Below are 16,410 nucleotides of genomic sequence, written 5' to 3'. Positions count from 1 at the left end.
GCCGAGGCACTCCAGCGCGCCGCCCGCGCCCTGGACGAGTTCACCGTCGAGGGCATGGCCACCGCCATCCCCTTCCACCGCACCGTCGTCCGCGATGCGGCCTTCGCCCCCGAACTCACCGGCTCCAGCACCCCCTTCACCGTCCACACCCGCTGGATCGAGACCGAGTTCGTCAACGAGATCAAGCCCTTCACCACCCCCGCCGACACCGAGGCCGACGAAGAGAGCGGTCGCGAAACGGTCGTCGTCGAGGTCGGCGGCAAACGCCTGGAAGTCTCCCTCCCCTCCAGCCTGGGCATGTCCCTGGCCCGCACCGGCCTCGCCGCCGGAGCCCGCCCCAAACGCCGCGCGGCCAAGAAGTCCGGCCCCGCCGCCTCCGGCGACACCCTCGCCTCCCCCATGCAGGGCACCATCGTCAAGATCGCCGTCGAGGAAGGCCAGGAAGTCCAGGAAGGCGACCTCATCGTCGTACTCGAAGCGATGAAGATGGAACAGCCCCTCAACGCCCACAGGTCCGGCACCGTCAAGGGCCTCACCGCCGAAGTCGGCGCCTCCCTCACCTCCGGCGCCCCCATCTGCGAAATCAAGGACTGATCAAGGACTGACAAGTCCCGCACCACGACAGGGGCGCCCGACGGACCACCTCACACGGTCCGCCGGGCGCCCCTGTCACTGCCCGCGAACGGATGTCACTGCCCGCCGGACGAGGCCCTACCGGCGACGCATGTCGGCGACGCGCGCCCGCTCCGTCCCGCCCCCCTGCTCACCCAGGGCGGTGGCAGACCGCAACCCCGCGCCCGCACCCGGGACCTGACGGCGCGGCCCCGGAAGCGGCACGTCCCGACGCTGCTGGCGCCCCACGGAATCACCCCCCGAGGCCCCCGAGGCCCCGGTGCCGTTCGCCGTACCACCCCCCGACGCCCCGGCCACGGCGATCTGCACGCCCTGGTCGGCCAGGGCCTGGAGCTCGGTGGCGGCGCGGTCGTCGTGGCCCGGCGACTCGTCGGTGACCAGCCGGGTGATGACATCGGTGGGCACGGTCTGGAACATGGTGTCCGTACCCAGCTTGGAGTGGTCGGCGAGGACGACGACCTCGGCGGCCGCCTGGACCAGCGCCCGGTCGACGGACGCCGACAGCATGTTGGAGGTCGACAGCCCCCGCTCGGCGGTCAGCCCGCTCCCGGACAGGAAGGCCTTGGAGACCCGCAGCCCCTGGAGGGACTGCTCGGCCCCGGACCCCACCAGGGCGTAGTTGGACCCTCTGAGCGTGCCTCCGGTCATCACCACCTCGACCCGGTTGGCATGGGCGAGGGCCTGGGCCACCAACAGCGAATTGGTGACGACGGTCAGCCCGGGCACCCGCGCGAGCCGGCGGGCCAGCTCCTGCGTCGTCGTACCCGCCCCCACCACGATGGCTTCGCCCTCTTCGACGAGGCCCGCGGCGAGGTCGGCGATGGCCGTCTTCTCGGCGGTCGCGAGATGGGATTTCTGCGGAAAGCCGGACTCTCGCGTGAACCCGCCCGGCAGTACCGCACCGCCGTGCCGGCGGTCGAGGAGTCCTTCTGCCTCCAGTGCGCGCACGTCCCGCCGTACGGTCACTTCGGAGGTCTGGACGACGCGGGCGAGCTCACGGAGCGACACGGCCCCGTTCGCTCGCACCATTTCGAGGATCAATTGGCGACGTTCTGCAGCGAACACGAAACTGACAGTAACCCCAACGACCGTCTGCTTTCAGCAGTATGCGCCGAATAACAGAAGTTGTTCGCATGCCACCACCGGAAGTGGTATACGGGCCTACCCCGGCCGCCTATGCCGCTCGCAAGCGCCATGACTCCCCGTGACCACGGAAGTCGCCTTCAGGCCATCCCACGCATCACTTCCCCACTGCTCAGGCCCAGTTGTCGCCTGAAACAACGTCAATCACAGGCCACGCAAGCGTGACTCCGTTCACGCTTGTCAGACAAGCGCGCCTGCCAGTACGGTAATTGACCACAACAGCACAGCATCATGGATCGCATACCTCGTACGCGGGAAGACGTCCCACCGCCGGAGCCACGAGCTTCCGCCCGGTCAGATCTCCTCTCCTTCACGCCCGGCCGACCGGTTCCCCAGAGAACCGCTCCTGTCGGGCTTGTCGTAGGCGCACGACGAACCGGTCCACCCACTGGAACGCGCGAGCGCCGAGCGCCCTCACGCGACGGAGTGCAGGAAGACGAGACCTTGGCGGCCGACCTCCTGCGTAGAGCCGAACGGCTCCGAGGAGACCTGACATGCATGCCGCCCGCCCGTACACCGTTCCGGACGCGCCGGAGACGGCAACCATCGCCCTGTGCGACGAATCCATGCGTCGCGACACCGCCACGTCCGGTGTCTACCTGCTGTCCTCGGTGATCGTGCCACTGGGCGCGCTGCCCGCCGTACGTGAGCGGATGACCGGACTCCGGCTGCCCGGACAGCGCAAGAAGCTGCACTGGCGGGACGAGTCCGCGGCGCGCCGAGCGCTGGCCGCCGACGGGCTGGCCGCGCTGGATGCGGACATCGTCATCGCCACCTGGTGCGGAATGAGCCAGGACAAACAGGAACGCGCCCGCCGCAAGGCGCTGGAAACCCTGCTGCTGGACCTGGCCCGCCGCTCCGTGCGACGGGCCCTGTTCGAGTCGCGGGGCCCGGACCGCGACCGGGCCGACGTGGCCTCGCTGGCCGGACTGCGGCGCTCCGGCATACTGCCGCCGAGTCTGCGGGTACATCACGCCCCCGGTGGCGACGAGCACGCGCTGTGGGCGGCCGACATCGCAGCCGGGGCGTACAACGCCGCGATGGGCGGCACATGTGCCCACTGGGAGAAGGCTCTGGAGGGCAGCAAGGGCACCGTGCTGACCTGCGGGGCCTGCGGTACGCCGCATACGCCCGCGATCAGGTCGGGTCCCCGCTGAGAAAGCGCGAAGGCCAGGCGTCCGTCGTCCGGCGGATGGCCTGGCCCCACTTCCGGCCCCTCCTGGGGTCGGCAACACATCCACTCTGCCTCCCCGCCCGCCGGGGGTCAAGCGGAAGGTCAACCACGAATGAGTGACGTCGACACCCCCTACGAACTGCCCGAAGACGAATACCGCAACCGGGTCGGCGTTCTCACCGACCGGCTTCGGGACCTGCAGGTTCGCGATCTGAGGTCGATCCGTTCCGCGGCGGAGCGCATCGTCGAGCACCCGAGCGGTACGACGCACACCGCCGAGTCGGCGGCCGCGCTGCTCGGCGTCGCAGTGGACCCGAGGGCGGTCCGCCCGACCCAGATACGGTCCCAGCGCGTGCGCGGCGGACGCGTCCTGCACCTCCTGCGTGCCACCGTGTGGACACCGTTGCTCCTCGTCGACGCGACGAACGGCAGGTTCGTCGTCGGGCAGACGTATCTGTCCGACCCGAAGGTCTCCGCGGGGGCGACGACGAAGGTGGCACTCGCTGCGCCGGACTCCGCCGGCACCATTCCGTCACTCGTCTACCGCGGCACCCGGCAGGCGGTCGCCACCGCGCTGGACGAGAACGCCGACTTCGTGCGGCGGGAGAACTCCTGGGAAGCCGACATCCGGCGCAACGGCATTCTGATGCCCCTGCTCGCGGGGCACGTGGAATATCGCTTCACCGACGCTCCACCGCGCCCCGCCGTCGGTGTGGTCGACGGTACGTCCCGTACCGCCTCGGCACACCGGGTCCTCGGTCTGACCGAGTCGGAGATCGTCGCCGTCACCCCCGAGGGGCAGCGCAAGTGGCTCACGCGCTTCCTGAAGGGACTGAACGCCGACGTCAGCGCCCTCGTGATCACGCCCGAGCCGGATCATGAACGGCTGTTCTCCGTGGAGAGCGCGGTGAACGCCTTGACCGCCGAGGCCGACCTGATCGTCGGATGGGGCTGGGACGCGCACGCTCCGGGGCACCCCCAGGGCGCCGATCCGACGTACGCCAGCACGCTGAACCTGGCCCTGGGCGCGCAGAACATCGAGCCCAGGTCCTTCTCCGCCGAGGCTCAGGGAACCCTGCTCGCCGAACGCGCGGTGAACACGCTCGCGGACTACGGGATGATCAACCCCACCGAGCTCGTCTACGCACTCGGCCGGGAGGACCTGACGCAGGTCGCGGAGACCCTGGGGCTCAGCCGGCATCGCGACGAGCGCTGCGCCTGGCTCATCCGTCTCATGACCTCGCCCGACTCCGCCCGTCGCAAGGTCCTCAACGAGACGCTCGGTGCCAAGGCGTTCTCCGCCAAGAACCGCTCCCGCCCGGCGATCGAGCTGGCGCTGCGCTCCTTCTCCGGCTACGACGGCCCGTACCTGGAACGCGCCCGCAACGCCGCCGTGCATGCCCTGTGGGCGGACGTGGGCGGCGACTGGGACGTCGTGTCGCGCCCCGACGACGAAAGCCTGGACGAACTCGAGGAGAAGGCGCTGGCCGAGGTCCACGACGGCAGCCCGGGCTCCCACTGCCACGAGGTCGCCGCCCGTGGTGTGGTCCCCCTCCTGGCCCTGGGCGGGCTGGGCGTGGACCGGGGTTCCGCCCGGTACCGAGGGCAGCCCGCCGTGGTGATCGGCCGCATGATGCAGAGCGAGTGGGGGATCCAGCAGCTCATGGCCACGGTCCGGGCCTCTCGCGAGGACCGCCCCTTCCCCAGGCTCGACCCCGAGGGCAACGAGCTGCCCGACGACGCGAAGGCGAACACACCGTCGTACAACAACGACTGGCTTCGCGAACGCGTCCTCAAGGAGGACGTGACCACGCCGGTCACCGCGGCGGAGGAGCCCGAGAAGGTCCTCTTCGAGTCGGTGCGGGCCGCGTGGGACGCGTTCGAACACTTCCGGGAGCTGAAGGACCCGCCCTACGACTCGCTGACCGATGACAAATGGCGGGACGCGGCCAAGACGGCCGGGCGCCTGTCCAAGAACATCGACAAGTACGTACGAGAGGAGGACTGAGCGTTCTCCGCGAGCTGCCGTCCGGCTCCTGCCGGGCCGGTGTACACCGCTAGCCCTCCCCGCCGGCCTTTCGGGTGTGCAGCTGCCGTGCCACCTCGGCGATCGAGCCCGACAGGGAGGGATACACGGTGAAGGCGTTGGCGATCTGCTCGACCGTCAGGTTGTTGTCGACGGCGATCGAGATCGGATGAATGAGCTCCGAGGCCCTCGGCGCCACCACCACACCTCCCACCACGATCTCGGTACCGGGCCGGCAGAAGATCTTGACGAATCCGTCCCGGATGCCCTGCATCTTGGCGCGCGGGTTGCGCAGCAGCGGCAGCTTCACCACCCGGGCGTCGATCTTGCCTGCGTCCACGTCGGCCTGCGAGTACCCGACGGTGGCGATCTCGGGGTCGGTGAAGACGTTGGCGGACACGGTCTTCAGATTCAGCGGCGTAACGGCGTCGCCGAGGAAGTGGTACATGGCGATCCGCCCCTGCATGGCCGCCACCGAGGCGAGCGCGAAGACGCCGGTGACGTCACCGGCGGCGTACACGCCGGGAGCCGAGGTCCGCGAGACCCGGTCGGTCTTGATGTGCCCGGAGTCCTTGAGCCGGACCCCCGCCTCCTCCAGCCCCATCCCCTCCGTGTTGGGAATGGCACCGACGGCCATCAGGCAGTGCGACCCGCCGATGACACGCCCGTCCGACAGCGTCACCTCGACCCGGTCGCCCACCCGCTTGACGGACTGGGCCCGGGACCGCGACATGACGTTCATGCCACGCCGCCGGAACACGTCTTCCAGAACGGCCGCCGCATCCGGGTCCTCACCCGGCAGCACCCGGTCCCGCGACGACACGAGGGTGACCCGCGACCCGAGCGCCTGGTAGGCCCCGGCGAACTCGGCACCGGTCACACCGGACCCCACCACGATGAGTTCCTCGGGCAGCTCCTCCAGGTCGTAGACCTGGGTCCAGTTCAGGATCCGCTCCCCGTCGGGCCGCGCGTCCGGCAGCTCGCGCGGATGCCCGCCCGTGGCGATGAGCACCGCGTCGGCGGTCAGCGTCTCCTCGCTCCCGTCGGCGGCCCGCACCACGACCTTGCGCGACCCGTCGAGCCCCTGCATGCCCTCCAGCCGCCCGCGCCCCCGCATCACCCGCGCACCCGCGCGGGTCACGGAGGCGGTGATGTCGTGCGACTGCGCCAGCGCGAGCCGCTTCACCCGCCGGTTGACCTTGCCCAGATCCACGCCCACCACCCGGGCGGCCTGCTCCATGGGCGGAGTGTCGTCGGCGACGATGATCCCCAGCTCCTCGTAGGAGGAGTCGAAGGTGGTCATCACCTCAGCCGTGGCGATGAGGGTCTTGGACGGCACGCAGTCGGTCAGCACCGACGCCCCGCCCAGACCGTCGCAGTCCACGACGGTCACCTCCGCGCCGAGCTGAGCGGCCACCAGCGCCGCTTCGTATCCGCCGGGTCCGCCACCAATGATCACGATCCGAGTCACGTACCCCATTGTCCCGCACCCTTCAACGAGAGGCCGCCCGGGGCCACCACCGTGACGACACCGATGCCCGACACCCCTGCCGTACCCTTCCCCTCATGTCGCTCTACGCCGCTTACGCCGGCAACCTCGACGCGCGGCTGATGACCCGCCGCGCCCCGCACTCGCCGCTGCGCGCCACCGGCTGGCTGAACGGGTGGCGGCTGACCTTCGGGGGCGAGCACATGGGCTGGGAGGGCGCCCTCGCGACCCTGGTCGAGGACCCGATCTCCCAGGTCTTCGTCTCCCTCTACGACATCGCCCCGATGGACGAGGACTCCCTGGACCGCTGGGAGGGCGTGGGCCTGGACATCTACCGCCGCACCCGGGTCCGCATCCACACCCTCGACGGCGAGGAGGGTGCCTGGACCTACGTCCTGAACGGCTACGAGGGCGGCCTGCCCTCCGCCCGCTACCTGGGCGAGATCGCGGACGCCGCCGAATCGTCCGGCGCCCCCCACGACTACGTCATGGAACTCCGCAAACGCCCCTGCTGAGGACCACCCTCGTCAAAACATCCAACCCAAAAACCCCCATCCCGTGACCTCCGCCATCTACGCGCGTAGCCACAAACCGGCTACGCTCTTCGCGTGAACGCATCTCTTCTTCCGGACGACATCCAGGGCGCCACCCCAGTTGACCCGAGGGCCGCCGCCGACGCCGCCGCGGCCCGCCTGCGCGAACTCACCGGCGCAGAGACCCACGACGTCGCCCTGGTGATGGGCTCCGGCTGGGCACCGGCCGTGGACGCCCTGGGCGCCCCCGAGGCCGATCTCCAGGTCACCGACCTCCCGGGCTTCCCCAAGCCCGCGGTGGAGGGCCACGGCGGCAAGGTCCGCTCGTACACCCTCGGCGACAAGCGCGCACTGGTCTTCCTGGGCCGCACCCACTACTACGAGGGCCACGGCGTCGCCGCCGTCTCCCACGGCGTCCGCACCGCCGTCGCGGCCGGCGCCAAGACGATCATCCTGACCAACGGCTGCGGCGGCCTGCGCGAGGGCATGCGCCCCGGCCAGCCGGTCCTGATCAGCGACCACATCAACCTCACCGCCACCTCCCCCATCATCGGCGCCAACTTCGTCGACCTCACCGACCTCTACTCGCCCCGCCTGCGGGCGCTGTGCAAGGAAGTCGACGCCACGCTGGAGGAGGGCGTCTACGCCCAGTTCCCCGGCCCGCACTACGAGACCCCGGCCGAGATCCGCATGGCCCGCGTGATCGGCGCCGACCTGGTGGGCATGTCGACGGTCCTGGAGGCGATCGCGGCCCGCGAGGCCGGCGCGGAGGTCCTGGGCATCTCCCTGGTCACCAACCTCGCCGCGGGCATGACGGGCGAGCCCCTCAACCACGAGGAGGTCCTCCAGGCGGGCCGCGACTCCGCAGCGCGCATGGGGAAGCTGCTGACCCAGGTCCTGGGCAGGCTGTAGACGGAGGCCCAGCGACTCCCGGTACCCGGCGCGGGTACGGACGGGGGGGGGACGCGGCCCGGCGTTGCGGGGTGCCGCTGCGCCCACCCGTGCCGCCCCAGCGGCACGACTGCCCGCAGCTAGGAGGCATGGCGACTGCCCGCAGCTGGGGCGGCGTGGCGACTGCCCGCAGCTCGGTAGGTACGGCGAGAAGGGGACGTGTCGGGGGGTGTCCGCCCGCAGCGGTTGGCGCGTCAACGCCCCGCACCCCCGTAGCCGACCGATTCCGCGCCGTTCCGAGGACGGACACCCCCCGGCGCGGCCCCGACCCACCCACCGCACGCACCGCGCCACGCGCACCCCCACCGAACCCGCACAGGCCGCCGCAGGCACCCGTGCCACCGACACCCGAGAGGCTGACCGACGTGCAAGACGTGCAAGACGACCTCCTCGCACGAGCCAAGGCATGGCTGGCCGAGGACCCCGACGCGGACACCCGCGCGGAACTCGCCCGCCTCATCGACGCCGAGGACCACGCCGAGCTCACCGCACGCTTCTCCGGCACCCTCCAGTTCGGCACCGCGGGCCTGCGCGGCGAACTCGGCGCCGGCCCGATGCGCATGAACCGCTCGGTCGTCATCCGCGCCGCCGCAGGCCTCGCCGCGTATCTCAAAAAGCAGGGCCACCACGACGGCCTGGTGGTCATCGGCTACGACGCCCGCCACAAGTCCGCCGACTTCGCCCGCGACACCGCCGCCGTCATGACCGGCGCCGGCCTCAGGGCGGCCGTACTCCCCCGCCCCCTCCCCACCCCCGTCCTCGCCTTCGCGATCCGCCACCTCGGCGCGGTCGCCGGGGTGGAGGTCACCGCCAGCCACAACCCGCCCCGCGACAACGGCTACAAGGTGTACCTCGGCGACGGCTCCCAGATCGTGCCCCCCGCCGACGCCGACATCGCCGCCGAGATCGACGCCGTGCGCACCCTCCACGACGTCCCCCGCCCGGACACCGGCTGGCAGACCCTCGACGACGACGTCCTCGACGCCTACCTCACCCGCACGGACGCCGTCCTCGCCCCCGACTCCCCCCGCACCGCCCGCACCGTCTACACGGCGATGCACGGCGTAGGCAAGGACACCCTCCTCGCCGCCTTCGCCCGAGCCGGCTTCCCGCGCCCCACCCTCGTGACCGAGCAGGCCGACCCCGACCCGGACTTCCCCACCGTCGCCTTCCCCAACCCGGAGGAGCCCGGCGCGATGGACCTCGCCTTCGCGACGGCGAGGGAGACGACCCCCGACCTGATCATCGCCAATGATCCGGACGCGGACCGTCTCGCGGTGGCCGTACCCGACGCCGCCGAGGCCACCGGCTGGCGCATGCTCCGGGGCGACGAGGTGGGCGCCCTCCTCGCCGCCCACCTGGTCACCCGCGGCGCGCACGGCACGTTCGCGGAGTCGATCGTCTCGTCGTCCCTCCTGGCCCGCATCGCCGCGCAGGCGAACCTCCCCCACGTCGAAACCCTCACCGGCTTCAAGTGGATCGCCCGGGTCGAGAACATCCGCTACGGCTACGAGGAGGCCCTCGGCTACTGCGTCGACCCGGAGGGCGTCCGCGACAAGGACGGCATCACCGCGGCCCTCCTGATCACGGAACTGGCCTCCACCCTCAAGCAGGCCGACCGCACCCTCCTCGACCTCCTCGACGACATCGCCGTCGAGCACGGCCTGCACGCCACCGACCAGCTCTCGGTCCGCGTGGAGGACCTCTCCCTCATCGCCGCCGCGATGCACCGCCTGCGCGAACAGCCCCCGGCAACCCTCGCCGGCCTCCCCGTCACCACCGCGGAGGACCTCACCCGCGGCACGGACACCCTCCCGCCCACCGACGGCCTGCGCTACACGCTCGACGGCGCCCGGGTCGTCGTCCGCCCGAGCGGCACGGAGCCCAAGCTGAAGTGCTACCTGGAGGTGGTCGTCCCGGTGTCCGAGCACGCAGGCCTCCCGGCAGCCAGGTCGCAGGCGACGGCCCTCCTGACGGCCCTCAAGCACGACCTGTCGACGGCGGCGGGCATCTGAAAAGCCGGGGGTGCGAGGCACCCCCGGCCACACTCACCCACCCGCACCGCCCATCACCCCGCCCATCACCCCACCCCGAACAGCACCCCCAGCGCCACCGCCCCCGCCACTACCGGCACGATGATCTCGTACGCCCACCGCACGGTCACCCCGCCCCGCGAGCCCTCGGCCGCCTTCCGCGCCTCCCACAGCTCCCGCAGCTCGTCCATGACCTTGTCGGCCTCGGCCCGCACCGGCCCGTCCGCCTCGCCGCCCGAGGCCCCGGCGCCACCGCCCCGCGAACCGAACTGCCCCACGCCCCCGAGCACGCTCCCGCGCCTGCGCCCACCGGCACCGCCGGCGAGCCGCCGGTCCTCCTGCCGCGCGGCCTTCTTGCGCCCCCGCAGCGAGACGGGAATGGACCACAGCTGGAACTTGTCGCCGCCCTCGGTGAAGACCTCGTTCGAGTAGGCGGACCGGAACGACTCGACCTGCGCCCAGGGCAGGACGATCACGCGGAACGGATTGCGCACCCGCATCCGGTCGTCGTTGGCGAAGACGGCGGGCCGCACGGTGTAGGCGGCGACGAGCGGCACGAGGAAGACCAGCGCCGCGAGTGCCTTCCAGCGGGTGTCCCCCTCGCCCGCGACCAGGGCGTCGATACCGAGCCACAGCGCGAGGGCGAGTACCAGCACGCCTCCGGAGATACCCGCGGGCGAGCGGTAGGCCCGGTCCTTGGACACGGGTCCCGAGGGCTGCGGCGAGGATGACTGGGGCTCCGGGGTGGTCATGCTGCCGATTGTGCCCGACGCCCCGCCCGACGCTCACATGCGGTGCCGGTACATCGGACGAGCCCTCGGGGGCTGTACAGACCGCTACGCGCGTAGATATGCTCGTCTGGTGACCATGCCCACCACTGAACCGCCCTCCGCCCTCACGGACGTCACCGCGTCCGACAGCACCCTGCGCCGCTTCCTCCACGGACTGCCCGGCGTCGACACCGTCGGTCTGGAGGCGCGCGCCGCCTCCCTCGGCACCCGTTCCATCAAGACCACCGCGAAGGCGTACGCCCTCGACCTGGCCATCTCGATGGTCGACCTGACGACGCTGGAAGGCGCGGACACCCCGGGCAAGGTCCGGGCGCTCGGCGCGAAGGCGGTCCGCCCCGACCCGACCGACCGCACGGCCCCGGCGACGGCGGCCGTCTGCGTCTACCCCGACATGGTGCCCACCGCCAAGGAGGCCGTCGCCGGCTCCGGCGTGAAGGTCGCCTCGGTCGCCACGGCGTTCCCGGCGGGCCGCGCCTCGCTGGCCGTCAAGCTGGCCGACGTGCGCGAGGCCGTGGCGGCGGGCGCGGACGAGGTCGACATGGTCATCGACCGCGGCGCGTTCCTCGCCGGGCACTACATGAAGGTGTACGACGAGATCACCGCCGTACGCGAGGCCTGCGGCACGGCCGCCCGTCTGAAGGTCATCTTCGAGACCGGCGAGCTGTCGACGTACGACAACATCCGCCGCGCCAGTTGGCTCGGCATGCTGGCGGGCGCGGACTTCATCAAGACCTCGACCGGCAAGGTGGCGGTCAACGCGACACCCGCCAACACGCTCCTCATGCTGGAGGCGGTCCGCGACTTCCGCGCCCAGACCGGCGTCCAGGTGGGCGTGAAGCCGGCCGGCGGCATCCGCACCGCGAAGGACGCGATCAAGTTCCTGGTCCTGGTCAACGAGACCGCGGGCGAGGACTGGCTGGACAACCACTGGTTCCGCTTCGGCGCCTCCTCGCTGCTGAACGACCTGCTGATGCAGCGCCAGAAGCTGGCCACAGGCCGTTACTCCGGCCCCGACTACGTGACGGTGGACTGATCCCCATGGCACCCGCATCTTCACCCGCACCCACACCCGCGTTCGAATACGCCCCGGCCCCCGAGTCCCGCGCGATCGTCGACATCGCCCCGTCCTACGGCCTGTTCATCGACGGCGAGTTCACCGAGGCGGCCGACGGCAAGGTCTTCAAGACGGTCTCTCCCGCCACCGAGGAGGTCCTCTCCGAGGTCGCCGAGGCCGGCGAGGCGGACGTCGACCGCGCCGTGAAGGCCGCCCGCAAGGCCTTCGAGAAGTGGTCGGCGCTGCCCGGCGCGGAGCGTGCGAAGTACCTCTTCCGCATCGCCCGCATCATCCAGGAACGCAGCCGGGAACTGGCCGTCCTGGAGACCCTCGACAACGGCAAGCCGATCAAGGAGACCCGCGACGCGGACCTCCCCCTGGTCGCCGCGCACTTCTTCTACTACGCGGGCTGGGCCGACAAGCTGGACCACGCGGGCTACGGCGCCGACCCCCGCCCCCTGGGCGTGGCGGGCCAGGTCATCCCCTGGAACTTCCCGCTCCTGATGCTGGCGTGGAAGATCGCCCCGGCCCTGGCCACTGGCAACACGGTGGTCCTGAAGCCCGCCGAGACGACTCCCCTCTCCGCCCTGTTCTTCGCGGACATCTGCCGCCAGGCCGGGCTGCCCAGGGGCGTCGTCAACATCATCACCGGCGACGGCCGCGCCGGGGCGGCGCTCACCGCGCACCCCGACGTGAACAAGGTCGCCTTCACGGGCTCCACGGCGGTCGGCAAGCAGATCGCGCGCACGGTCGCGGGCACCCGCAAGAAGCTCACGCTCGAACTGGGCGGCAAGGGCGCCAACATCGTCTTCGACGACGCCCCGATCGACCAGGCCGTAGAGGGCATCGTCAACGGCATCTTCTTCAACCAGGGCCAGGTCTGCTGCGCGGGCAGCCGCCTGCTGGTCCAGGAGTCGATCCACGACGAGCTCCTGGACTCCCTGAAGCGCAGGCTCACCACCCTCCGCCTGGGCGACCCCCTGGACAAGAACACGGACATCGGCGCGATCAACTCCGCCGAGCAGCTGGCCCGTATCACCGCCCTCGCCGACCAGGGCGAGGCGGAGGGCGCCGAGCGCTGGTCCCCGGACTGCGAACTGCCCTCCTCCGGCTACTGGTTCGCCCCGACGCTCTTCACGAACGTCACCCAGGCGCACACCGTCGCCCGCGACGAGATCTTCGGCCCGGTCCTGTCCGTCCTCACCTTCCGCACGCCGGACGAGGCGGTCGCCAAGGCCAACAACACGCCGTACGGCCTGTCGGCGGGCATCTGGACGGAGAAGGGCTCGCGCATCCTGGCGGTCGCGAACAAGCTCCGTGCCGGTGTGATCTGGTCCAACACGTTCAACAAGTTCGACCCGACGTCGCCGTTCGGCGGCTACAAGGAGTCGGGCTTCGGCCGCGAGGGCGGCCGCCACGGCCTGGAGGCGTACCTCGATGTCTGAGCGACTCAGCGTGCTGAAGACCTACAAGCTGTACGTCGGCGGGAAGTTCCCGCGTTCCGAGAGCGGCCGGGTGTACGAGGTGACCACGCAGACATCGGCCGCTGACGCGGCGGGCAAGAGCAACTGGCTGGCCAACGCCCCCCTCGCCTCCCGCAAGGACGCCCGTGACGCGGTGGTCGCCGCGCGCAAGGCGTTCGGCGGCTGGTCCGGCGCGACGGCCTACAACCGCGGGCAGATCCTCTACCGCGTCGCCGAGATGCTGGAGGGCCGCCGCGGTCAGTACGTCGCGGAGGTCGCCGACGCCGAGGGCCTGTCGAAGTCGAAGGCGGCGGCGCAGGTGGACGCCGCGATCGACCGCTGGGTCTGGTACGCGGGCTGGACCGACAAGATCGCCCAGGTGGTCGGCGGCGGCAACCCGGTCGCGGGCCCCTTCTTCAACCTCTCCGCCCCGGAGCCGACCGGCGTCGTGGCCGTCCTGGCCCCGCAGAAGTCGTCCTTCCTGGGCCTGGTCTCGGTGATCGCCCCGGTCATCGCGACGGGCAACACGGCGGTCGTGGTGGCCTCGGAGAAGTCCCCCCTCCCCGCCCTCTCCCTGGGGGAGGTCCTGGCCACGTCCGACCTCCCCGGCGGTGTGGTCAACATCCTCTCCGGCCGCACGGCGGAGATCGCCGCCCCGCTCGCCGCCCACCAGGACGTCAACGCGATCGACCTCGCGGGTGCCGACGAGGAGCTGGCGAAGGAGCTGGAGATCGCGGCGGCGGACAACCTCAAGCGCGTCCTGCGTCCACAGCCTGTGGACGACGCGAACGCGGACTGGTCCGCGACCCCCGGCACGGACCGCATGACGGCGTTCCTGGAGACGAAGACGGTCTGGCACCCGACGGGCGCGCTGGGCGCGTCGGGCTCGTCCTACTGACCGACGCCGACGGGCCGCGGCTCCTCCCCGTCCGGAGGAGCCGCGGTCTTCACTGGGCCGAGCACTGCCTCAGCTCGGGCCGGCTCGGTGCGGTCTTCCGCCCCGTCAGCGGGGACAGGTCCTTCATGTACATCTCCGCCCACTCCCTGCCGGCCAGGATCTCCCGGAGCCCCGAGCACACCTTGCCCTTCAGGAGCGGGTCGTCCTTCCGCAACGCCACCCCGTAGGGCTCCGTGCCCGCGCCGCTGGGCAGCAGCTTCAGATGCGCCGGGTCGTTCTGTGCGTACCCGGCGAGAAGGACGTCGTCCGAGGCGACCGCGTACACGCTCGACCGCTTGTCCAGGAGTCGTTCCACGCACTCCTTGTAGGTGTCGGGCTGCCACTGCCCCGTGGTGTAGCCGTCGTCCTTCAGCCGGTCCGCGTACGTGGAGTCCCGCGCCGTGCACACCTCGACGTGGTTCCGCTTCACGTCGACGGCTTCGTCGAGGTCGTACTTCGCGGACTTCTTGCGGACGAGGAGGCTGCTGCCCGCCTTGTAGTAGGGCCCGACGAAAGTGATGCCGTCCTGCTTCTCACGCTCGGGCGTCATGCTGTACGAGGCGACGACCAGGTCCACTTCCCCGTTCCTCAGCTTGCTCGCCCGGTTGGCCGTGGTCACCCCGTAGAAGTCCACCTGCTCCTTGTCGTAGCCCAGTCTGTCGGCGAGGGCATAGGCGATGTCCACGTCGAACCCGCTCCACACGCCGGTGTCCTTGTTGTAGAAGCTCAGCCCGGGCTGATCCTCCTTGGCACCGATCGTCAGCCTCTTCCTGGCGCTCTTCCACTGCTCCCACGCCTGCTCCGCGTCGCTCCCGGCGCCACCCGCCTCCTGCTGCCCGGAGGCGTCGTCCTGCCTGCCCCCGGAGTCGCCCCGCGAGACCAGCCAGCCGCCACCGGCGAGCAGGACGACACACGCCGCGGCCGCCGCCACCTTCCAGCCCCGGAACCGGCCGCGCCCCGCGCGCGACGCCACCGGCGGTTCGGAGGGGACGGCACCGGAGGGAACGGCCCCGGGCGGGACGGACCCGGCGTCGCCTCCGGCTTCGACTCCGGCTCCGGCGGAGGACGCGGCAGGCGCCGCGGGCACGGCGGGCGCGGCGGGCGCGGAGGACGCGGCGGGCTCCGCTGCGGCCACCGCGGGCGTGGGCCGTGAGGGCGGCGGCGTCGACCCGGCCGTGGGCGGCGTGGGCCGGGCCGTGGGCGGGTGTGCGGGGGTGGAGGCCCGCGCGGGGGTCGGCGTGCCGGGGTCCGCGAGGACTTCCCGGAGCATCTCCTCCGCCGACGCCGCGTCCGGCCGACGCTCGGGGTCCGTGACCAACAGCGCCTGGATGACGGGGCCGAGGGGTCCGGCGTAGCGCAGGACGGGGTCGGGCGACTGCTGGATGTTCGCCTGCACCTCCCAGACCTCGTTGCCGGCGAAGGGCAGACGTCCCTCGACCATCTCGTACAGCGTGACGCCCAGCGCCCACAGGTCGGAGGCGGGCGTGGGGCCCGGAGCGACGGGGGCGAACAGCTCGGGCGCCAGGTAGGGAGGCGTGCCGATGACTCCGCCGTACCGGGTGACCCGGTCCGCGCCCTCGAAGGTGGCGATGCCGAAGTCCACCAGCACCACCTGGCCGCCGTCCCGCACCAGGACGTTGCCCGGCTTGACGTCGCGGTGCAGCACCGACGCCTCGTGGACCGCCCGCAGGCCCTGGGCCATCTGGAGGCCGATCTCCGCGGCCCTGGGCACGCCGAGGACCCGGTCGCGGCTCAGCAGGTCGGCCAGCGACTGCCCTTCCAGCAGCTTCATCACGATCCAGACCTGGTCGGCGGTCTCGATCTGGTCGTGGACCGTCACCACGTTCTGGTGCTCGATCTTGGCCAGGGCCTCCGCCTCACGGCGGGCCCGCTGCATCGCGTCCTTCTGCGTGTCCGGGGTCATCGCCCTGCGGTCGAGGAGCCCCTTCACGGCGACCAGCCGGCGCAGCCGCCGGTCGTGGGCCTTCCAGACCTCACCCATGCCGCCGCTGCCGATGGGCTCCAGCAGCTCGTAGCGGCCCTCGATCACGCTGTGGGGGATGGGGGGACGATCCTCGGGATGCCCGTCGGCTCCGCCGCCGGCCCCGTTGATTCCGTCGTCGTTGTGCACTCGGCCCCCTAGCACCACTTGCGCGAAACGTGAGTCACCACAGATTAGACGG

At 71.4% G+C, this 16,410-nt stretch carries 13 protein-coding genes; 9 read left to right on the top strand and 4 right to left on the bottom strand.

Going from position 1 to position 16,410, the window contains the following annotated elements:
- A partial coding sequence (locus ACH4D3_RS17280) for a biotin/lipoyl-containing protein (RefSeq protein WP_398322716.1) occupies positions 1-594 on the top strand: 594 nt, incomplete at its 5' end.
- Between the two features lie 117 nt (positions 595-711).
- Here the strand turns inward: ACH4D3_RS17280 and ACH4D3_RS17275 are convergent.
- Positions 712-1,698 (bottom strand): DeoR/GlpR family DNA-binding transcription regulator, encoded by a 987-nt coding sequence (locus tag ACH4D3_RS17275; RefSeq protein ID WP_398322713.1) that lies wholly within the window; start codon positions 1,696-1,698, stop codon positions 712-714.
- 572 nt (positions 1,699-2,270) lie between these two features.
- Here ACH4D3_RS17275 and ACH4D3_RS17270 point away from each other — a divergent pair.
- Positions 2,271-2,933: a hypothetical protein gene (locus tag ACH4D3_RS17270; RefSeq protein WP_398322710.1), complete on the top strand. Its 663-nt coding sequence runs from the start codon at positions 2,271-2,273 to the stop codon at positions 2,931-2,933.
- Positions 2,934-3,062: 129 nt separating this feature from the next.
- Complete coding sequence (locus tag ACH4D3_RS17265) at positions 3,063-4,958, top strand: hypothetical protein (protein ID WP_398322707.1); 1,896 nt, start codon at positions 3,063-3,065, stop codon at positions 4,956-4,958.
- 49 nt (positions 4,959-5,007) lie between these two features.
- On the opposite strand, the gene ACH4D3_RS17260 is transcribed toward ACH4D3_RS17265, so the two are convergent.
- A complete protein-coding gene (locus tag ACH4D3_RS17260) occupies positions 5,008-6,456 on the bottom strand; it encodes an NAD(P)H-quinone dehydrogenase (RefSeq protein WP_398322704.1) in 1,449 nt (482 codons plus the stop codon).
- A gap of 86 nt (positions 6,457-6,542) precedes the next feature.
- On the opposite strand from ACH4D3_RS17260, the gene ACH4D3_RS17255 reads away from it, so the two are divergent.
- From ACH4D3_RS17255 to ACH4D3_RS17245, 3 genes are all read left to right on the top strand, one after another.
- Positions 6,543-6,980 carry a gamma-glutamylcyclotransferase gene (locus tag ACH4D3_RS17255; protein WP_398322701.1) on the top strand — a complete coding sequence of 146 codons (438 nt, stop codon included), beginning with the start codon at positions 6,543-6,545 and terminating at the stop codon, positions 6,978-6,980.
- A gap of 93 nt (positions 6,981-7,073) precedes the next feature.
- Positions 7,074-7,910 (top strand): purine-nucleoside phosphorylase, encoded by an 837-nt coding sequence (locus ACH4D3_RS17250; RefSeq protein ID WP_398322698.1) that lies wholly within the window; start codon positions 7,074-7,076, stop codon positions 7,908-7,910.
- Positions 7,911-8,323: 413 nt separating this feature from the next.
- Positions 8,324-9,964, top strand: a complete 1,641-nt coding sequence (locus tag ACH4D3_RS17245; RefSeq protein ID WP_398322782.1) for a phospho-sugar mutase — start codon at positions 8,324-8,326, stop codon at positions 9,962-9,964.
- Positions 9,965-10,029: 65 nt separating this feature from the next.
- On the opposite strand, the gene ACH4D3_RS17240 is transcribed toward ACH4D3_RS17245, so the two are convergent.
- Positions 10,030-10,734, bottom strand: a complete 705-nt coding sequence (locus ACH4D3_RS17240; RefSeq protein ID WP_398322695.1) for a PH domain-containing protein — start codon at positions 10,732-10,734, stop codon at positions 10,030-10,032.
- Between the two features lie 115 nt (positions 10,735-10,849).
- Between ACH4D3_RS17240 and deoC the strand changes: the two genes are divergently transcribed.
- The 3 genes from deoC to ACH4D3_RS17225 are packed head-to-tail and all read left to right on the top strand — an operon-like array spanning position 10,850 to position 14,188.
- Entirely contained in the window at positions 10,850-11,806 is a 957-nt protein-coding gene (deoC, locus tag ACH4D3_RS17235) for a deoxyribose-phosphate aldolase (RefSeq protein WP_398322692.1), read from the top strand.
- A gap of 5 nt (positions 11,807-11,811) precedes the next feature.
- Positions 11,812-13,272 (top strand): aldehyde dehydrogenase family protein, encoded by a 1,461-nt coding sequence (locus ACH4D3_RS17230; RefSeq protein WP_398322689.1) that lies wholly within the window; start codon positions 11,812-11,814, stop codon positions 13,270-13,272.
- Complete coding sequence (locus tag ACH4D3_RS17225; protein WP_398322686.1) at positions 13,265-14,188, top strand: aldehyde dehydrogenase family protein; 924 nt, start codon at positions 13,265-13,267, stop codon at positions 14,186-14,188. The genes ACH4D3_RS17230 and ACH4D3_RS17225 overlap by 8 nt, the downstream gene beginning before the upstream one ends.
- 49 nt (positions 14,189-14,237) lie before the next feature.
- Here ACH4D3_RS17225 and ACH4D3_RS17220 read toward each other — a convergent pair whose 3' ends face one another.
- Positions 14,238-16,358, bottom strand: coding sequence for a bifunctional serine/threonine-protein kinase/glutamate ABC transporter substrate-binding protein (locus tag ACH4D3_RS17220; RefSeq protein WP_398322683.1), 2,121 nt, complete (start codon positions 16,356-16,358; stop codon positions 14,238-14,240).
- Between the last annotated feature and the right edge of the window lie 52 nt (positions 16,359-16,410).

Source organism: Streptomyces sp. NPDC018026, from assembly GCF_044327745.1.
In the GTDB taxonomy this organism is placed as follows: domain Bacteria; phylum Actinomycetota; class Actinomycetes; order Streptomycetales; family Streptomycetaceae; genus Streptomyces; species Streptomyces rubrogriseus.
The sequence above is the reverse complement of the archived record's forward strand: the minus strand, read 5'-3'. Positions and strand labels throughout refer to the sequence as shown.